We start from the raw sequence: 20,257 nt of genomic DNA, 5'->3' as shown, positions 1-20,257 counted from the left end.
AATCTAATGCTTTTTCTTTGATTTTTAGCAAAAAAATAGCCCGCAATGTTCTCCATTGCAGGCTATTCTATTCAACGTCATTTCATTTAATATTCAGTGTAGTCCTTACTGACCAGCTTCTTTCAAGTACTTTTCGATTGCCATCGTCATAGACGATATACCAGGAGCGGGTGCTTTCACATCCAATCGAAGTTCATAATCCTCCACCGTTTTGGCAGTAGTAGGACCAAAGGCGGCGATTCTTGTCTTGTTCTGCTTGAAGTCAGGGAAGTTGGTATAAAGAGATTTCACTCCTAAAGGACTGAAAAACACAATCATATCGTAGTAAATATCTTCCAAATCTGACAAATCACTGGCAACTGTTCGGTAAATAGGAATTTCAGCATACTTAAATGTGTTATCCTTCAAAAAAGTAGGAAGGTCGTCTTTTCGGTTTTCGGAGCAAGGGAGTAAAAAATTCTCTTTCGCACGGTGTTTTTTCAAGATGTCTTTCAGTGCCATCTGCCTACCTGTCTTGGGAAAGAACACTTTTCGTTTCCGATACAAAATAAATTTCTGCAAATACAAGGCAATCGCCTCTGATGCACAGAAGTATTTTGTTTCTTGAGACATTTTGTTCCTTGTTTCATCACACAATTTGAAAAAATGACTGATGGCATTTCGACTTGTGAAAATGACCGAGGTGTACTCCGTAGGATTCACTCTGTACTTTCTAAACTCCTTTCCACTGATCCCTTCTACCTCAATAAAAGGGCGAAAATCAACCTGAATCCCATACTTTTCAGCTAGGCTGTAGTAAGGGGATTTATCCGACTTTGGTTCAGGTTGCGAAATAAGTATGGAACTAACCTTGTTGCGTAGCGTATCTCCATCCATTGATGCACTCATAATTTTAGGCAAATATATTTAATTAAAATTACCTTTAAATAAGTAATATCTTGATTATTTTATATAGAATAAGTATAGGTGCTATTTCGAAGGTGCAAAGGTAAACAAAAAAATGAAATTTATTCAATATCATTACCTCTTCTCCTATCAATAAGCCTCTGTAACAACGATACATGGTAAAAGACATAAACACGATAAATATCACCCAAATCGTTCCTTGCATATATATGTTATCTGCAAAAGCAAAAATCAACAACAAAGGAATCAATACAACACCTAGTACATAATTGACAATTCTTATATTGAACAAATAGAAAAGCAGTGTTTTTTCTATTGGCAAAATATATGCTATAATTCGATAAGCCCAATATCGAAATAGTCCAAGTACCGAAACCGCAATTAAAATAATGACTGCCAAGCTTATATCATCCAGATGCTGCATTTTACCAAAGTAGCGTAGTGACAAAAAAGTCAATAGGCTATAAGTTAAAATAGTGTTCAAATTGAGGAAAAAACTGGCAGGTGAAACACTGTAAACGTGTTCTTCAAAAAATTGCTGCATCAAATTGATATTGAAGAAAGATTGTTTTACAGCATTCAAATAGGAGAAAAAATTGAAGCGTACATAACCAAATATTCCCACGATAAATAACAAGGAGTAAAATGGAAATTGTTTGTTTTCTTTTTTTCTAAGCGGCTGGATATCATACACCTGTTCTACACTATCGAGGGGCAAGTCGGCAAGCGTAATACGTAATAAGGTATCGTAAATGGAAGGTAATAAAGTTTGTGTACTATCTTTTATGACCCTACTTGAGTCTTCTAAAAGAATAGTATCAGGAGGTAATGTATCTACCTGTTCTTGGAGTCGTGTTCCGAAAAAGAAAATACCGATTATTATATAAAATACCCGCACTCTGCAAAAATAACAAAATCGAAACCAACTTTAGTCACAATGACTGGTAAAAAAGTAATAATTCATCCTTTTTTAAAGGGTCTTGGAAAGCAATACCTCAATCTTATTTTTCTATTATTCATAGAATTGGGACTCTAAGCACTTTGGTCATAAGGTATTTCCCCTTCCTATATATCTAAGAATTTTGCATCCTCTTCAATCGAAGAGAGTTGCCCACCACCATAATACTCGACAAAGACATGGCCATCGCTGCTAACATGGGATTCAACCAACCCATTGCAGCAAGTGGAATCATCATCACATTGTAGAAAAAAGCCCAAAAAAGATTTTGTTTGATGGTCTTCAATATTTTCTGACTGATATATATGGTTTTGGTTAGCAAATTTAGATTGCCTTTCAACAAAACTACTTGTGCCGATTGAATAGCTATTTGAGTGGCACTGCTCATCGAAATACCTACACTCACTTTTGCCAATGCAGGTGCATCATTGATGCCATCCCCAATCATTGCTACATTTGATTCCTTTGATAGCTTGCCCACAATCTCCAGTTTTTCTTGAGGCAATTTTTCAGCATATACTTCGCTAATCCCCAGTTTAGCTGCTACTTCATCCACCTTAGGTGCTCTATCCCCACTCAATAGAATAGGCTGAATACCCATTTTTAGCAAGTCTTCAATAACTGATTTCGCCTCTTCTTTTAGCTCATCTTCTATGTCTATGGTAGCAACTAATTTTTTGTTTTCCAATAAGTAAAGCTGGTGTGTATTGTCTTTTGTGGTTTCCTTTGCCATTCTATATGCACCCAATTCGTAGCGATTACCGTCCAAATCTTGTCCACTCATGCCCAGTCCTTTTGCCTCTTGAATGTTGATGAGCAGTTTTTTGGGTGCATCATTCAATGCTTCGGTCAAGGATAAGGCGATTGGGTGAGAAGAATGTTTTTCGAGGCTTAGGACAATCGCTTTTAATGCATTGTCTTCCTTATCGCTTAGATTGTCGAACTGTTTGATTTTGAAGTGTCCCGTAGTGAGTGTTCCCGTTTTATCGAATACCATTTGTTGCAGGTTCGCCAATTTTTCAATCGTACTCCCTCCTTTTATCAATATACCACTTTTGGCTACTTCTCCCATTCCAACCATCATTGCAGTAGGCGTTGCCAAGCCCATTGCGCACGGGCAAGCAACCACCAAAACGGCAATGCTGTTCATCAGCGCAACGGAAAAAGATAGTTGAAAACCGAAATAGGCAACCAAAAAGGTAAGCGAAGCAAGCGCAATAACTACTGGCACAAATACGGCACTTACTCGGTCTGCCAATCGCTGAATAGGAGGTTGATCTGCCTGTGCTGCTTTCACTAACTCAATGATTTGTGCCAAAGTGCTTTGATTACCTGCTGCTGTGACTTCTACTTTTATGCTTCCTTGCTGCAAAACAGTACCGCCGATTACCTTGTCTGCCATCATTTTTTCAATCGGCAAACTTTCGCCCGAAATCATGGATTCATCTATGGCTGCTTCCCCCCAAAATATTTTGCCATCAGCAGGCACATTGTCGCCTGTATTGACCAATACTTTGTCCCCTTTTTGAAGTTTATCTGCTTCAATTTGTTCAATCACTTCCTCACCATCCATGTCTATGATTCGTTTTGCCTTGACCTTTTGTAGATTGGTTAGTTCTTTGATGGCAGTTGTTGTCTGCTGTACGGCTCTGTTTTCCATATATTTACCGAGCAAAACAAAGGTGATGATAATCGCAGATGTCTCAAAATAAAGTCCTTTTCCAAGTGTCTGGCTAAATATACTCACCAAACTAAAACCAAACGCAGCAGTTGCACCCAATATCACCAAAACATCCATGTTTGGAACACCTGAAAGGATGGAGTAAAAAGCACTTCGCCCAAAATAAACGCAGCCAATGAGGAATACAGGTGTGGCTAATGCCAACTGAACGTAAGGATTATGTAAAAAGGCAAAAGGAAGAAACATACCCAAAAACAAGGGTAAACTCAATACAGCACTGGTGATGAATAAATTTCGGGTGTTGAACAATGCTGCAAAAGAAGTAAAAAAATTCGCTGTTGAAGATAGGTCTGTGGCATCATTCAAAACTTGAATAGAATTTGAAATACCATCTTTTCCTTCAATGGAAACTACTGTATAGCCCAGTTTTTCAATATTCTCCTTTGCTTCTTCAATCTGAGCATTTTCTAAAATACTTACTTGTGCAATGCCTGTCGAAAAATTAACCTTCACTTCTTCAAACCCTTTCTTTTCTAAGTATTTAGAAATTCCCAACGCACAGTTGGTGCAGCTCATTCCTTCAATGTGAAGTTTGATTTCTTGCTGTGTTGGTTTTGTTTCATTAATGATTGTCATGTAAAATATTTTGCTCATTACTAAAAGACCAACATAAAACAAATTATATCACAAAATGGACGTATGCTTTTCCTCAAAAAAGTTGCAAAATTTGGTGGTTTGTAATCAATGATTTTCACTAAAATAATTACCACATTTGTAGTTTATTCTCATAGGCGTATAATATTTGAAAATCAATGTTTTGTTTAAAAGGAAACTTCGGAAATCTTTGTACTTTCACTAAAAACCTATATGAACCAAAACTAATCGCCAGTCACTAATCTATCTAATAACTAGCTTATCCTCCTTGCCTCATTCGGATGATTTCTTTGAAGAGTTCTATGCCTTTGTCGCTGAAAACTTGGTGGTAGGTTTTGCCGTCAATACTGAAAACCACTTGTTTACATTCAGGAACAATATTCAGTTCCATTGCCATCTTGATGTCACCTTCTAAGTCTTTGAATACTACTCCCCCATCGTAATTTGTAGGACAATTTTTGGTATTGGCAATTTCTAATTGGATGAAATTGAAGAAGCGCTGCATTTCGTTTGTGCTTTCTGTTTCGAAGGTGATACCATAATCGTATAAAACGTATTCTACTTTTTGGCATTGACTCAAAATATTGGCGAGGTTTTTAAATACTGATGAGTCCACCTTAGCTGGTGCGGAAGCAACTTTTGAAGTTTTGGTAGATGTGTCTGATTGACAACCAGTGGTAACTGCAAAAAACAGAACGCACAGAAAGATAGATGCAAGGTATTTCATATTTATGGGATTGTTGAATATAAATAGAAGCTACTTTTTAAATAGTCGTCAAAAGTAAAACATTCGCCTCAATTAACAAGAAAAAAATTAGTTGGTAATCTCTTGGCAATTGGCGCAGATTCCTTTTAAGAGTAAATTCGCTTCTTGTACTTTATATCCCTCTGGTAGATGAATGTTCGGAATCAATAAATCTTCCATGCAGGTCGTGTTTCCACATGCCAAACAGTTGAAATGTATGTGATCATCGTGGTGTTGGTGGGAATCACATTTGGCAGAACAAAGCGCAAACTTACCAATACCAGATCCATCCATTACCTTGTGAATGATTCCTTTATCTAAAAAAGTATTGATGGTACGGTAAATAGTTACTCTATCAAATTCATCTTCGAGCAAAGCATCTTCCAATTCCGCATGACCTATTGCAGCATTGGCAGCACAAAATATCTCAATGATTGCACTGCGGCAATTGGTTAATCGAAGCCCGTTTTCCTTCAAAATTTTTATCCCTTGCATCAAAAAAAATCCTTTTATGGTTTACAAAACGCTACTATAAACAATCAATAGACAATCCAATTCTAAAAAAAAAGCGTAAATTTAAATACTATCATTTAAACAAAATATAGGCGAATGAGTTTTGACTGTATTTTTGTTTAATTTTTTTGTAATATTATTCAACAAAAACTCCACACTACTGTTGTCTTTCAGTATGAGTAAAAAAGTAATTATCATTGGTTCGGGTTTTGCAGGACTATCTGCTGCATGTTCTCTGGCGCAAAAGGGTTTCGAAGTGACCATTTTAGAAAAAAATGAGTCAGCAGGGGGGCGTGCATCTCAATTTGAGGCACAAGGATTTACTTTCGATATGGGGCCAAGTTGGTATTGGATGCCCAACGTTTTTGAAGATTTCTTTCAACAATTCGAATGTCAAACATCTGATTTCTATAACTTAATACAATTAGACCCTGCTTATACTGTTTTTTTCAACAAAAACGATACGCTTCAAATTCCTGCAAATCAAGAACAACTCTACCAACTTTTTGAATATTTAGAGCCAGGCAGTAGTACGAATCTGAAAAAATTTTTGGAAGAAGCCAAATACAAATACGAAGTAGGCGTCAATGATTTGGTTTATAAGCCGTCTCGTTCTGTATTTGAATTTGCAGATATGCGCCTTCTCACAGGACTCTTCAAAATGCAATTGTTCAGCTCAGTTCGCAAGCAAGTTCACCAACTCTTCAAAAACGATAAAATCAGGAAAATCTTGGAGTTTCCTGTTTATTTTCTGGGTGCGCTTCCCGAAAATACCCCTGCATTGTATAGTTTGATGAATTATGCCGATTTGGTTCTGGGCACTTGGTATCCAATGGGCGGCATGTACAAAATCATTGAAGCAATGGTGAAAGTAGCGGAAAGTTTGGGGGTGAAAATTTTATACAACCAAAATGTCACTCGTATAGACATCGAAAAAAGAACTGCTCAAAAAGTAGTTACCGATTCACACACATTTCACACAGATATAGTAGTTGCAGCAGCAGACTACCACCATGTAGAGCAGCAATTGATTGCCCCCAGCTTTAGAACCTACACCGAAACTTATTGGGACAAACGGGTATTGGCGCCTTCTTCTTTGATTTTTTACTTAGGCATCAATAAGCGATTGAAGAACCTAACACACCACAACTTGTTTTTTGACCAGTCATTTGAGCTTTTTGGTAAAGAGATTTACGAAAGCCCGAAGTGGCCCACCCAACCTTTGTTTTATGTTTGCGCTCCTTCGGTCACAGATAAAACTGTTGCGCCAAAGGGGTGTGAAAACTTGTTTGTGCTGATACCCGTAGCTCCTGATTTAGAAGACAATGAATCCATTCGTAACGATTACTATGAACGTATCATGAAACGACTGGAGGAACTAACGGGGCAACCTATTCGCCCTCATGTTGTTTATAAACGTAGCTTTGCCCACAAAGATTTTAAAGAACGTTACAACGCTTACAAAGGCAATGCTTATGGCTTGGCCAATACGCTTCGACAAACGGCTATATTTAAGCCTTCTTTAAAAAGCAAAAAAGTTGACAATCTGTATTATACAGGTCAGCTCACCGTTCCTGGACCTGGAGTTCCTCCCTCAATCATATCAGGGAGAGTTGTTGCCAACGAAGTATTCAAAGAATTTGGAAAAAAATAATCCCATTATGCTGACTCTATATCATGATACTACCTTTCAATGCAGCCGCTTGATTACACAGGCCTACAGCACTTCTTTTACGCTGGGTATTAAAGCACTCGACAGCAAATTGCATGATGCTATTTATGGTATCTATGCCTTTGTACGTTATGCCGACGAAATTGTAGATACGTTCCATGACTATGATAAGGCAACACTACTTCAAGAATTTAAGGCAGATACTTATACGGCAATTGAAAGAGGTATCAGTACCAATCCTGTAATTCATGCGTATCAAATTATCGTCAATCAATACTATATTGAAAAAGAACTCATTGAAGCATTCTTCAATAGTATGGAGATGGATTTAAATCAATCCGATTATACCTCAATTGATTACAACCACTATATATATGGTTCAGCGGAAGTAGTAGGTTTGATGTGTCTGAGGGTATTTTGTGAAGGGAATGAAATCCAATATAATCAATTGAAGGACTCTGCCCAAAGATTGGGTTCTGCTTTTCAGAAGGTGAACTTTTTGAGAGATATGCGAAATGATTTTCAAAACCTCGGTCGGGTTTATTTTCCAAATGTAGATTTCACTAACTTTCAAGTAAGTGCCAAAAAAAGCATCGAAGCAGACATTGAAGCAGATTTTGAAGCGGCTTACAAAGGCATTTTAGCCCTACCCAAAAGTGCAAGATTTGGTGTATATCTGGCTTATCGTTATTACAAAGCGTTGTTTGTGAAAATAAAAAATACGCCTCCCGAGGTTATCAAACAAGAAAGGCTTCGTATTCCGAACCCAACCAAAGCTTTTATCTTGTTCAAATCTGCTCTCAGGAATTATGCCAATGCGATGTAAGTAAAATCTCGTTTTTTCTGAACATAATTTCTATGCCGTGTGTTGAACTAACAATAAGTAAAATACTAAACCAAACACTGTGACACAAATAAATACAGATACGACGTGCATTGAAGTGAAGAAACTCGAACGCATGGCTTTTATTCTTAAAACCGTAGCCCATCCTATTCGTTTGGGTGTGGTAAAAGTTCTGGATCAATACAAAAAACTGTCAGTTGGAGAAATTTGTGATAAATTGGGAACAGAACAGTCACTTACTTCTCATCACCTTGCAAGCATGAAATTGAAAGGAATGTTAAAGGCAAAAAGAGAAGGCAAAAGTGTGTATTATATGATCAAAGAAACAGAAATCACCAAAATATTCAGCTGTTTAGAGCGTTGTAATTGTAACATGGGCTAAAAAAAATAAAAAATTTATCAACAAATTCGTAATAAAAACGTTTTCTTTTAACTTTGCAGCCCGAACACAAAAACCAATTCAATAAAAAATTCAAACATCTAATCTTCAATGACTTATTCAATTTGACATATTTTTTCTACTTTTTTGAAAAAAAGTGATTATAAGTAGTGACTTCAATAAATGAGTTGCGTCTTATATGTCGAGTTGAGTGTAGTGATTTAAAGATTTTTGAGGGTAGGTCATTAGCTATTTATAGCTTGTCCTACCTTTTTTTATGTCCTAAAGTGAGCCATTTTTTAATCACATTACGCTAATAATCCACTTCAATAACAATTGTGACTTGTCAAATAGCATAAAATTAATTGTTCAGCAAACTGTTTTTCAATTCCTTGAAAAAAACAATTTAAACTTCGGGTAGTATTACAAAAAAATGTGACTCTTCCCCAAAACCTCCGTCCAAAAGCCGAGTTGAGTGTAATGATTAAAGGTTTTTTAGGGTTTAGAGCAAGAGAGGTCTTGTTCTAATTTTTTTTTGAAAATAGGCAAAAAGCAAAAGGGCTTATCTTGATAAAAGATAAGCCCTTTGATTTTGTTGGAAAGTTAATTGTAAAATCTACCATTCAATACAATAGCGTCCATCAGTTAGTTTATGCATAGATGGATTATACCCATCTTTCTTCAAATCATACATAGTTGCATAAGCTGAACTGTAACTATCTTGAATTTCTCGCCTACCTCCCATAAATGAAGACATTTGTTGAATATTGAGAGGCGTAACTTTGGAGTTTTGAAGTGCAATCATGACCAATAATTTTAATGAGAAATGTTGGAAAAAATAAATTAAGCTATTGCTTAATATTAGCCAATATTCATGCCAAAGTATGCCCAAAACATTTTTTATGCTTTCAACATAATTTATATAAAATTGAGCTAAGTACAGCTATTCTCGGTTTATAAAAAGGTCAATATATTTTACTCTAAATTTGAAAACTTCCGTTTTCTTAGTATCGATGATTTAGAGATATGAAAATGTATGCTTATGAATTTTGTCTTGTTTAGAAAGAACAGATGATTAGAAACCACACTTTAAGCCCTTATTTCGGCTACCCTTCTAAGATTGGACAATGCTGCTAAACAACAGTTTGCAATCTATAGCGTTTCATGCGATTTCAAAACCGTCTGCCGTTTACCCTCCAGCGTTAGCCGTGTAGCCCTTATTTCGATACACAGGTATTGGCGGAAATGTTTTTGGCAGAATATTTTGACGAAACATTTGAAAGAAACCCATGCCTGTTGTGACTTCCAGCTCTAAAAGGACATTGCAAATGGATGTACCGTATTATTTTTTCAATATTGCTTACAATATCCCTTAGTCAAACGACTGCATGTGTTTACCAGAAATTTCCAAAACTTTGTCAAATTCTTCTGGACTCAAATCATTGTAGAAAAAGTTGATAGGATTGATGCGTTTGCCATTTTTAAGCACCTCATAGTGTAGGTGCGGCGCAGTAGAAGTACCTGTGTTACCAACCAAGCCAATGATATCACCTCGGTTGATACGTTGTCCAGTGCGGACATTGATTTTGCTGAGGTGTCCATACAAGGTTTCGTAGTTGAAGCCGTGGTCAATCACTACGTGATAGCCATATCCTTTTTGCAATTTTTTCACCTTCACGACCTTCCCTTTACCCGTTGCATAAACCGAAGTGCCTATCGGAGCAGAAAAATCCATTCCAGTGTGCATCTTGCGGGTCTTATAGATAGGGTGCATTCGCATCCCAAAACCCGATGCAATTCTCCTCAATTCTGTATTGGAAACAGGTTGAATTGCAGGAATAGAAGCAAACATATCTTCTTTGTTCTTGACGAGTTTTGCAATTTCGTCGTAGGATTTAGATTGTATATAAAGTTGTTTGCGGATTTTTTCGATGCGCTGAGCCGTACTTTTCATCAATTCAGTATTCGGCAAATTGTCCAAGTCTTTGTAGCGATTACCACCACCAAAACCAGCTTCACGCACTGCCATTGGTATGGGTTCTGCTTCAAAAATAGTACGGTAAATACTTTCGTCTCTTTCCTGCAATGCAGCTAAAACATCTTCTTGATCTTGCACTTGTCTCCGAAAATTTTCTACTTCAATCTCCAGTTTTTCAACATCTAAATTAAGCTGTCGCTCTTTGGGAGAAGGAAAGAATTTTGATGCAAGCATACCACAAAAAACGCCAAACACCGTCATCGCACAAAGCACACCGAAAACTCGGATTGCGATTGATTGCCAACTGGCTTCAATCTTTTCATACCGAAGTGTATGTTTATTGTATTGGTATTTTACTTTTTTCATAGCGTGAGATTATGTAATTTCGCCACCTCTTTTAAAAGATTTGAGTGCAAAAATAGTAAACAATTGGCAATATAAAAACTTTAGTCATAGAAGCTAGGCAAGCTAATATCATTTCTTTTCGTTATCTAACGCTTATTAACTTTTAATTGAACATTTAATTTTAAATTAAAAAACGAATACTCGCATGACATCCAAGGAGATAAGAGACACTTTTTTGAATTTCTTTGAAGGCAAAAGTCATAAAATTGTAAAATCAGCACCGATTGTTGTTAAAAATGATCCTACCCTCATGTTTACCAATGCGGGTATGAATCAGTTCAAAGATTTTTTCTTGGGAAACCTAAAGCCTGATAACCCACGAATTGCTGATACTCAGAAATGTCTGCGTGTTTCAGGTAAGCACAACGACCTCGAAGAAGTGGGTGTGGACACCTATCACCACACCATGTTTGAGATGTTGGGAAATTGGTCTTTTGGTAATTATTTCAAAGAAGAAGCCATCGCATGGGCGTGGGAATTGTTGACCGAAATCTATCAAATTCCCAAAGACCGTTTGTATGTCACCGTTTTTGAAGGAGACCATGCCGACAATGTGCCTGAAGATGCCGATGCCTACAATATTTGGAAAAAATACATTGCAGAAGACCGCATACTAAAAGCTTCTAAAAAAGATAATTTTTGGGAAATGGGAGATACAGGGCCTTGTGGACCTTGCTCCGAAATTCATGTGGATATTCGTTCTGATGCCGATCGTGCATTGAAGGATGGCAAAAGTTTGGTGAATGCAGACCACCCGCAAGTCGTAGAGATTTGGAATTTGGTATTCATACAATTCAATCGAAAAGCAGATAGCACCTTAGAGCAGTTGCCTGACAGTCACGTAGATACAGGTATGGGTTTTGAACGCCTTTGTATGGTCATTCAGGGCAAACAATCCAACTACGAAACGGATGTTTTTACCCCAATTATCGCCAAAATCAGCGAAATCACAGGCGTTCCCTACGGCAAAAGTGAACCTTCTGACATTGCGCTTCGGGTGATTGCAGACCACATCAGAGCCATCACTTTTACGATTGTCGACGGTCAGATGCCGTCTAATACGGGTGCAGGATATGTGATTCGTCGCATTCTTCGTCGTGGTGTGCGCTATGCTTTCAGCTTTTTGGATTGGAAAGAACCGATTTTGTACCGTTTGGTCGAAGTATTGGTCGAGCAGTTTGGAGAATTGTTTCCCGAATTGAAGCAACAGCAGGGATATGTCGAAAAAATCATTTTGCAGGAAGAAAAGGCTTTCTTGCGAACATTGGAGACTGGACTTCAACGTTTTGCCAAAATTGAAGAAGAGTTGGCACAAGCCTTGTCTTCTACTATTAAAGGTGAGGATGCCTTTAGACTGTTGGACACCTTTGGTTTCCCTATAGATTTGACCCGATTGTTGGCGACCGAAAAAGGACTTACAGTAGATGAAGTGGGCTTCAAGGAAGAAATGGATGCCCAAAAAGAAAGGGCTCGACAGGCTACAAAAGTGGAAACAGGCGATTGGACAGAATTGATGGAAGGAGTAGAAAATGAATTTGTGGGTTACGATACACTTCAAACGATTTCGCAGGTGGTGAAATACCGTGAGGTAAAGGAAAAGAAGAAATCTTACTTCCAAATCATTTTGGATGAAACGCCTTTTTATGCCGAAAGTGGCGGACAGGTGGGCGATACGGGTTATCTGCAATTTGGCGATGAAAAAATCACTGTTTTCGATACCAAAAAAGAAAATAACTTGATTGTTCATTTCGTCAAAAAACTACCCGAAGACATCACCATGCCTGTGCAAGCAGTTGTGAGTCAGGACAAACGCAGTAAAACGGCAAACAACCACACGGCTGTTCACCTCATTCATGCAGCATTGCACAAAGTTCTGGGCAACCATGCTTTGCAGAAAGGACAGTTGGTGAATGACGAATATTTGCGCTTTGATTTTGCTCACTACGAAAAGGTGACGAAGGAGGAAACTCAACAGATTGAGCGCATTGTGAATGAAAAAATCCGTCAGAATATTGCTTTGGAGGAACTGCGAAATATACCGATTCAAGAAGCAACGGACATGGGAGCAATGGCTTTGTTTGGTGAAAAATACGGCGATGAGGTGCGGGTAATTATCTTCGATAGAGATTATTCGGTGGAACTGTGTGGCGGTACACACGTTGCTGCAACGGGTGAGATTGGCTTCTGCAAAATCGTTGAGGAAACGTCGGTGGCGGCGGGTGTGCGCCGATTGGTGGGCATTACGGGTGTGAAGGCTTTTGAAACGATTAGCAGTCAATTAGATGCGTTTGATACGATCAATGCAATGTTCAAAAAACCGAAAGATTTGGCGGACGTAGTGCAAAGTTTGGCGAACGAAAATGCACAATTGAAGAAGGAAATCGAGCGTATGCAGCAGATTCAAGCGAATGACATCAAAAATGAATTGATGGACAAAATTGAAGTTATCAATGGGGTGAATTTCATCGGGCAACGCATTGATGTGGATACGGCGGATATGGTGAAACACATTGCTTTCAACCTCCGCAAAGAGGTATCTAACTTGTTCCTCGTTTTGGGTGCAAACATTGACGGAAAAGCAAATCTAACCATAGCTTTTGACGATGCTTCAACGGAGGAAAATCCCAACAAAAATGCGGGTAAAATCATTCGACAGCTTGCCAAACATATCAAAGGTGGCGGTGGTGGTCAGGCATTTTATGCTTCGGCTGGCGGTAAGGATGCTGGTGGTATTGAAGCTGCAATTGAGGAGGCGAAGGGGATGATTGAGGGGTTTTGATTTGACTTATTGAAAAAATTATGCCTCTAAAAAAGGTTCTTATGCGTTAAAGTGTAAGAACCTTTTTTATTTGGATATAAGACAATTGTTCGAATTTGCAGCAAATAGTAATGGCGGATAATTGTGTTTTAAATGAATAGCATTGCAAACCTTTCCCCCCTCCAATCGTTAAACCAAACTAAACATCTTTTCCCATTTTATCACTAACTTTGCCAAGCAAATCAACACCCATTTGGTCGTTACAATCAAGCAATTCCCTCTATAAAAGACATGAATTTAGAAAAACTATTGCAGTATTACATGCGTGACAAACGCACCGAACAGATTCTTTCCTCCATACAGATATTGGCCAATGCAAGGTTACATTTGAAGGGACTGGTAGGTTCGATGGACAGCATTGTAGCGGCAGCAATCTACAAGCAAGCTCCTCAAAACCATGTTTTTATACTGCAAGACAAGGAAGAAGCGGCGTACTTTCAAAACGACCTCAAAAACCTTCTCGACAAAAAAGACATCCTATTTTTTCCCGACTCCTTCAAAAAACCCGGCAAATTTGAGGAAATCAACAAGAACAATGTGCTGCTCCGCACCGAAACTTTGGGGCGGCTTTTGGCAAGTGAAACCACAGGCGAATTGTTGGTGACATATCCCCAAGCATTGTTTGAAAAATTGGTGAGCCACAAAGCTTTGGATGCAAAAATCATTCACCTCAAGGTAGGTGAAGTAATGGCAGTGAATTTCATTATTGAGTTGTTAGTAGATTGTGGTTTTGTGCATACCGATTTTGTGTATGAGCCGGGGCAGTTTTCAGTGCGGGGCGACATCGCAGATATTTTCTCCTTTGGCAACGACCTCCCCTACCGTGTGGAATTGTTTGGTGAAGAAATAGAATCCATTCGTGTTTTCGACCCACTTTCACAGTTGTCCACCAAAAAGGTAAACCATGTCACCATCGTTCCCAACATTCAAACGCAGTTTGATGGCGACGACAAAACTTCTTTCTTCAAGCTCCTACCCGACAATACCACGATCTGGGTAAAAGACATGGAGGGGGTACTGGGAATCAACCAAAAATGCTATGACAAAGCCCTTGAAATTGCTACTGAATTGAAGGAAAGAGGGGTAACAGGCAGCGAAGAAAGCATGATTTTTGGGAGTGCGGAGGTAAGCAGTTTTGTGCACTCCAAACAATTGCTGCATGATTTGCTCGATTTCTCGATTATAGAATTTGGGCGACAAGCATATTTGGGCAGAAAAGGAAATGAGGTAGAAACTTTTGAATACAAAGCCTACCCCCAGCCTGCTTTCCGCAAAAATTTTAACCTGCTCATAAAAGACCTTCAAAACAATGATGCAGAAGGCATTGTAAGCATCATTTTTTCCGAACAGTCCCGTCAAATTCAACGGTTTGAAAGTATTTTTGAGGACATTGGGGAGGATGTGAAAGTTCACTACATCACCCAAAGTATTTACAACGGTTTCTTAGACCTCGACCTAAAAATTGCGTGTTATACCGACCACCAAATTTTTGAACGCTTCTACAAATACCAAATCAAAGAGGGTTATTCTAAGAAGAAAGCAATGAGTGTGAAGCTCTTGCAGGAATTGAAGCCGCACGACTATGTGACACATATTGACCACGGAGTGGGCGAATATACGGGCTTGAAAAAAATTGAAGTGAATGGTCAGATGCAGGAGGTGATGCGAATTTTGTACAAAGACAAAGATATTTTGTATGTGAATATCAACTCTTTGCACAAAGTAGCGAAATATGTGGGTCGGGATGGAACGAAGCCCAAAATCAACAAATTGGGTTCGGATGCTTGGGCAGCGGTGAAGCGCAAGGCAAAGACCAAAATCAAAGATATTGCAGCCGATTTGATTAAATTGTATGCCAAACGAAAGGCGAGTCCAGGTTTTTCGTTTTCACCCGATACCTATATGCAAACAGAGTTGGAGGCCTCTTTTATTTATGAAGATACGCCCGACCAATTGACCGCTACGCAGGATGTGAAGGCGGATATGGAAAAAGGCCATCCAATGGATCGTTTGGTTTGCGGAGACGTGGGTTTTGGTAAAACTGAAATTGCAGTGCGGGCAGCAGCTAAAGCGGTGGCAGACAGCAAACAAGTGGCGATTTTGGTACCAACCACAATTTTGGCCTTGCAGCACTACCATACCTTCAAAGAACGGCTTAGAGATTTTCCTACCAATGTGGACTTTCTCAATCGCTTCAAAACTTCTAAACAAAAAAAAGATACCTTAGAGAAACTCGCCAATGGACAAATTGACATTATCATTGGCACACACGCTTTGCTCGGCAAAACTGTCAAATTCAAAGATTTGGGCTTGTTGATTATTGATGAAGAACAAAAATTTGGCGTGGCTGCAAAGGAGAAATTGAGAAGCCTGAAGGTCAATGTGGACACGTTGATATTGACTGCAACGCCTATCCCAAGAACACTGCAATTTTCGCTGATGAACGCAAGGGATTTGTCGGTCATCCGCACTCCCCCCCCCAACCGTCAACCTGTGGAAACGGAGGTGATACGCTTTGAAAATGAAAAAATTCGAGAAGCTATCAACTATGAAGTCTATCGTGGAGGGCAGGTATTTTTTATCCACAATCGGGTGAAAGATTTGAAAGATGTGGCGGTGATGATCAAAAACCTTTGTCCTGATGCGAATGTAGGTATGGCACATGGTCAGATGGATAATAAGATGCTGGAAGATAGACTAATGGATTTCATTGACGGAAAGTTTGATGTCTTGGTGTCGACCAATATTGTAGAGGCAGGGTTAGATATTTCTAATGCCAATACCATCATTATCAACAATGCTCACTGGTTCGGATTGAGTGATTTACATCAATTGCGGGGGCGTGTTGGGCGTTCCAATCGAAAGGCTTTTTGCTACCTCATTTCACCACCGATTTACGCCCTTCCCAACGATTCTCGCAAACGCTTGCAAGCCATTGAAGAATTTGCGGATTTGGGTAGTGGTATCAAAATAGCGATGCGGGATTTGGATATTCGTGGTTCAGGTAATTTGTTGGGGGGTGAACAAAGTGGTTTTATTGCAGATATTGGCTTCAATACCTACCAAAAAATCTTGCAGGAAGCCATTCAAGAATTGAAGGAAACAGACTTTAAAGAGATTTTTCAAGACGAAATTATCGAAAAAAAGGAGTTTGTTCAAGATTGTCAGATTGATACGGATTTAGAGATTTTGATTCCCGATGATTATGTAAACAGCGTGGACGAGCGTTTGCAGCTTTACACCGAATTGGACAACATCGAAACGGAGGAAAAATTGAAGCAATTTGAGAAAAATCTGCTGGATAGATTTGGTAAATTGCCCAACCCCGTCAAAGAATTGCTGCAAGCGGTTCAGCTTCGATGGGTGGCAAAACGCCTTGGTTTTGAACGTATTATTTTCAAAAATCGCAAGTTGCGAGGTTATTTTGTTGCCAATCAATCTTCTCCTTACTACCAGTCTCCTACTTTTTCGGGCATTCTCAAATATGCTCAAAATCAAGGAAAACGGGCGTACTTCAAACAGAGTAATCAATATTTTCTGCTCGTTTTTGACCACATTCATACGGTGAAACAAGCATACAGCCGATTGTTGGAGGTTGAGGAATTTGCAGGTGGAGTGACGGTGGCTTAGGTTGATTTTTTGCACTATTAAAGTTGAAATTCCTCTCTTTTAAGGCTACCTTCTTGTCCTATGAATCTATCTTCGATTCCATAGATTCTATTGGCTTTGTCTTATGTACGAGCTTATAAACACTGACATACGAAACCTTGATGCTCTACCCAACAGAAAGAATTGCGCTTACTTCTTTGCTAATTGATAGTATTGATGATGAAAATGACGCTTCTTCAGATAATTCAGAAATACTTCAATAACAAATGCTTGAAGTAAAGTGCAGAATATGTCTGTACGAAAATAGAGCAATGAATCATTTTTGCTAACCGCCAAAGAAAATCCGCTTGCTCAACTGCAACCTTCCAACATTCTCCTGTCATTACCAACAAATAAACTTCAAAAACACAAAAACCATCGCTGCAATAGTGGTTCAGCCCATAAATATTGTCATTGCAGAAAAAGGTTAAGCTTTCTTAAAACCACCAACTTTTACACGTCAAAAGAAACGCATTGACGAAAACTTGCGTTTCTGCAATTATTAAACAGACTTAAACACATTGCAGGATTACCACGAATATTGACTGCTTTAAAATCAAGTATTTCAGTACATGGCTATCCTTTGCTCAACCCAAAACCATACACTATCTAATGAAAAAAGTACTTTTATTTTTGCTCCTATGCTCACTCGCTGCGCCAACTTTTGGGCAGCAAAATCCTCAAAAAACCACCCTAAGTGGACACATTACCGATGCCGCCTCAGGCGAAGAACTCATTGGCGTGAACATCTATGTCAAGGAATTGGGAACAGGTGGCGTTACCAACGTTTATGGCTTCTACTCACTGACCATACCGAGAGGCACTTACGAAATTGTGTTCTCCTATATCGGTTACGAAAGCATCATTCAAACTATTGATTTAGAAGGAGCAGTCGTCAAAAACATAGAACTTTCTATGAAAGGAGAAGAGTTGGAAGAATTTACCGTCACCTCCGAAAGGAAAGACAAAAACATAGAATCCACCGAAATGAGTTCGGTCAATATGAAAATCGAATCCATCAAAAAACTGCCTGCACTGTTTGGTGAAGTTGACATTATCAAAGCCCTTCAATTGTTGCCAGGCGTACAATCAGCGGGGGAAGGCACATCAGGTTTGTACGTCAGAGGCGGCAATGTCGACCAAAACCTCATTTTATTGGACGAAGCCCCCGTTTACAACGCCTCTCACCTCATGGGTTTCTTTTCGGTCTTCAATCCCGATGCTATCAAAGACATGCAGCTCTACAAAGGCGGCATCCCTGCCCAATACGGAGGGCGTTTGTCATCAGTTTTAGACATTCGGATGAAAGAAGGCAACTCCAAAAAGTTCACCGCATCTGGTGGAGTCGGAACGATTTCGAGTCGATTGACGCTCGAAGCTCCGATTGCAAAGGGGCGAGGGTCATTTTTAGTTTCAGGTCGTCGAACGTATGCCGACTTATTTTTGGGACTGTCCAGTGACCCTGAATTGAAGGAAAACAAACTCTACTTTTACGACCTCAACCTCAAAGGAAACTACCGCATCAGCGAAAAAGACCGCATCTTCTTGTCTGGATATTTTGGGCGAGATGTCTTCAAATTCAGTGACGAATTCAAAATGCAATGGGGAAATGGTACAGGCACACTTCGATGGAACCACACCTTCAATAACCGATTATTTATGAATACTTCACTGATTTACAGTAATTTTGATTATCTCCTGGGCGATCCTGCTGGCGTTGATGCCTTTGAATGGACATCTGACATCACCAACCAAACAGGCAAGGTGGACTTCAATTATTTCCTCAATCCAGACAATACCTTGAAGTTTGGCGTACATTCTACCTACTACCAATTTTCGCCAGGTCATGCCCGCAGCGTCACTCCAACAGATGGAGGTATTTTCAACGACATCAAGCTGCCTGAAATCTATGCTTGGGAACACGCCGCTTATATCAGCAATGACCACAAAATCACTCCCCGATTGAAGGCAACCTATGGACTGCGATTTTCGGCATTTCAGAATGTGGGAAAAGCCACCGTTTATACCTACGACAAAAGCAATCCCGACAATTACACCGTCATGGATTCAACGCATTACAACAAAGGAGAAATCTATAAAACCCACACGGGAATCGAACCTCGATTATCGCTCAAATACAGCCTAAACGATGAAAGTTCGGTCAAATTGAGCTACAACCGTACTGTTCAATACGTTCATTTGGCCTCCAATTCCACTTCAGCATCCCCCTTAGACATTTGGTTTCCAAGTAGTACCAATGTCGACCCACAACGTGCCGACCAAATTGCAGTAGGCTACTTCCGCAACTTCAAAAACAACATGTTTGAAACCTCTATTGAAGCCTACTACAAAAACATGGACAACCAAATTGACTTCAAAGACCACGCACAGTTGTTGCTGAATGAATATTTGGAAGGAGAACTGAGGATTGGAGAAGGGTATGCCTATGGTTTGGAGTTCATGGTCAGAAAACAGGAGGGCAAATTGCAGGGAATGTTGAGCTATACTTTGTCGAGAACAGAGCGCAAAATTCCAGAAATCAACAACGGAAAAACCTATCCCAACCGCTACGACCGAACCCACGATGTTTCGTTGTTTGCCACTTACGATTTGAACGACAAATGGACGTTTGGAAGCAATTGGACCTATTCGACAGGCGCTGCAGTGACCATGCCAACGGGTCGTTTTGAATATGGCAACATGGTTACACCCGTCTATTCTGACCGCAACGCTGCAAGATTGCCCGCTTACCATCGCTTGGATTTGTCTGCTACACTTCGCCCCAAATCGAAGAAAAATCCCAATCGAAAGCTCACCAATGAATGGGTCTTTTCGGTTTACAACACCTACTTCCGCAAAAATGCTTTCTCTATCAATTTTGTCCAAGATACCGAAAATCCTACGGTCACAAAGGCAGAGAAATTGTATCTGTTTGGAATCATTCCATCGGTGACGAGAAACTTCAAATTTTGAGAAGGATGAACACGGAGGCATAGAGGGAGAATTTTTTTGATTGAACACAGAGAAACGGAGGCACAGAGTTTTTTTTACCTATC

General features: G+C 39.3%; 13 protein-coding genes. 6 read left to right on the top strand and 7 right to left on the bottom strand.

Translation table 11 applies throughout. The features are described 5' to 3' along the window. Positions 1-105: 105 nt before the first annotated feature. The 5 genes from R3E32_22860 to R3E32_22840 form a co-directional block, all read right to left on the bottom strand. Positions 106-888, bottom strand: coding sequence for a uroporphyrinogen-III synthase (locus tag R3E32_22860; protein ID MEZ4887592.1), 783 nt, complete (start codon positions 886-888; stop codon positions 106-108). A 34-nt stretch (positions 889-922) separates the two neighbouring features. Then, complete coding sequence (locus R3E32_22855) at positions 923-1,804, bottom strand: DUF4271 domain-containing protein (GenBank protein MEZ4887591.1); 882 nt, start codon at positions 1,802-1,804, stop codon at positions 923-925. Positions 1,805-1,979: 175 nt separating this feature from the next. Further along, positions 1,980-4,181, bottom strand: a complete 2,202-nt coding sequence (locus R3E32_22850) for a heavy metal translocating P-type ATPase (GenBank protein MEZ4887590.1) — start codon at positions 4,179-4,181, stop codon at positions 1,980-1,982. 277 nt (positions 4,182-4,458) lie between these two features. Then, a complete protein-coding gene (locus R3E32_22845) occupies positions 4,459-4,926 on the bottom strand; it encodes a hypothetical protein (protein MEZ4887589.1) in 468 nt (155 codons plus the stop codon). A gap of 87 nt (positions 4,927-5,013) precedes the next feature. Continuing rightward, positions 5,014-5,439, bottom strand: coding sequence for a Fur family transcriptional regulator (locus tag R3E32_22840; GenBank protein MEZ4887588.1), 426 nt, complete (start codon positions 5,437-5,439; stop codon positions 5,014-5,016). A gap of 193 nt (positions 5,440-5,632) precedes the next feature. On the opposite strand from R3E32_22840, the gene crtI reads away from it, so the two are divergent. The 3 genes from crtI (at position 5,633) to R3E32_22825 (ending at position 8,355) form a co-directional block, all read left to right on the top strand. Then, on the top strand, positions 5,633-7,111 hold the full coding sequence (gene crtI, locus R3E32_22835; protein MEZ4887587.1) for a phytoene desaturase family protein: 1,479 nt from the start codon (positions 5,633-5,635) through the stop codon (positions 7,109-7,111). 7 nt (positions 7,112-7,118) lie between these two features. Further along, positions 7,119-7,955, top strand: a complete 837-nt coding sequence (locus tag R3E32_22830; protein MEZ4887586.1) for a phytoene/squalene synthase family protein — start codon at positions 7,119-7,121, stop codon at positions 7,953-7,955. Positions 7,956-8,034: 79 nt separating this feature from the next. Further along, positions 8,035-8,355 (top strand): metalloregulator ArsR/SmtB family transcription factor, encoded by a 321-nt coding sequence (locus R3E32_22825; GenBank protein ID MEZ4887585.1) that lies wholly within the window; start codon positions 8,035-8,037, stop codon positions 8,353-8,355. Positions 8,356-8,968: 613 nt separating this feature from the next. Here R3E32_22825 and R3E32_22820 read toward each other — a convergent pair. After that, positions 8,969-9,157, bottom strand: a complete 189-nt coding sequence (locus R3E32_22820; GenBank protein MEZ4887584.1) for a hypothetical protein — start codon at positions 9,155-9,157, stop codon at positions 8,969-8,971. A 567-nt stretch (positions 9,158-9,724) separates the two neighbouring features. Further along, positions 9,725-10,696: a M23 family metallopeptidase gene (locus R3E32_22815; GenBank protein MEZ4887583.1), complete on the bottom strand. Its 972-nt coding sequence runs from the start codon at positions 10,694-10,696 to the stop codon at positions 9,725-9,727. Between the two features lie 184 nt (positions 10,697-10,880). Here R3E32_22815 and alaS point away from each other — a divergent pair, with 184 nt between their 5' ends. The 3 genes from alaS (at position 10,881) to R3E32_22800 (ending at position 20,174) form a co-directional block, all read left to right on the top strand. Continuing rightward, positions 10,881-13,514 (top strand): alanine--tRNA ligase, encoded by a 2,634-nt coding sequence (gene alaS, locus R3E32_22810; protein ID MEZ4887582.1) that lies wholly within the window; start codon positions 10,881-10,883, stop codon positions 13,512-13,514. Positions 13,515-13,784: 270 nt separating this feature from the next. Further along, on the top strand, positions 13,785-17,183 hold the full coding sequence (gene mfd / locus R3E32_22805; GenBank protein ID MEZ4887581.1) for a transcription-repair coupling factor: 3,399 nt from the start codon (positions 13,785-13,787) through the stop codon (positions 17,181-17,183). 630 nt (positions 17,184-17,813) lie between these two features. Then, positions 17,814-20,174 carry a TonB-dependent receptor gene (locus R3E32_22800; GenBank protein MEZ4887580.1) on the top strand — a complete coding sequence of 787 codons (2,361 nt, stop codon included), beginning with the start codon at positions 17,814-17,816 and terminating at the stop codon, positions 20,172-20,174. Positions 20,175-20,257 lie beyond the last annotated feature (83 nt).

The sequence above is a fragment of the Chitinophagales bacterium genome (assembly GCA_041392475.1).
Taxonomy (GTDB): Bacteria; Bacteroidota; Bacteroidia; order Chitinophagales; family UBA2359; genus JAUHXA01.
The sequence above is the reverse complement of the archived record's forward strand: the minus strand, read 5'-3'. Positions and strand labels throughout refer to the sequence as shown.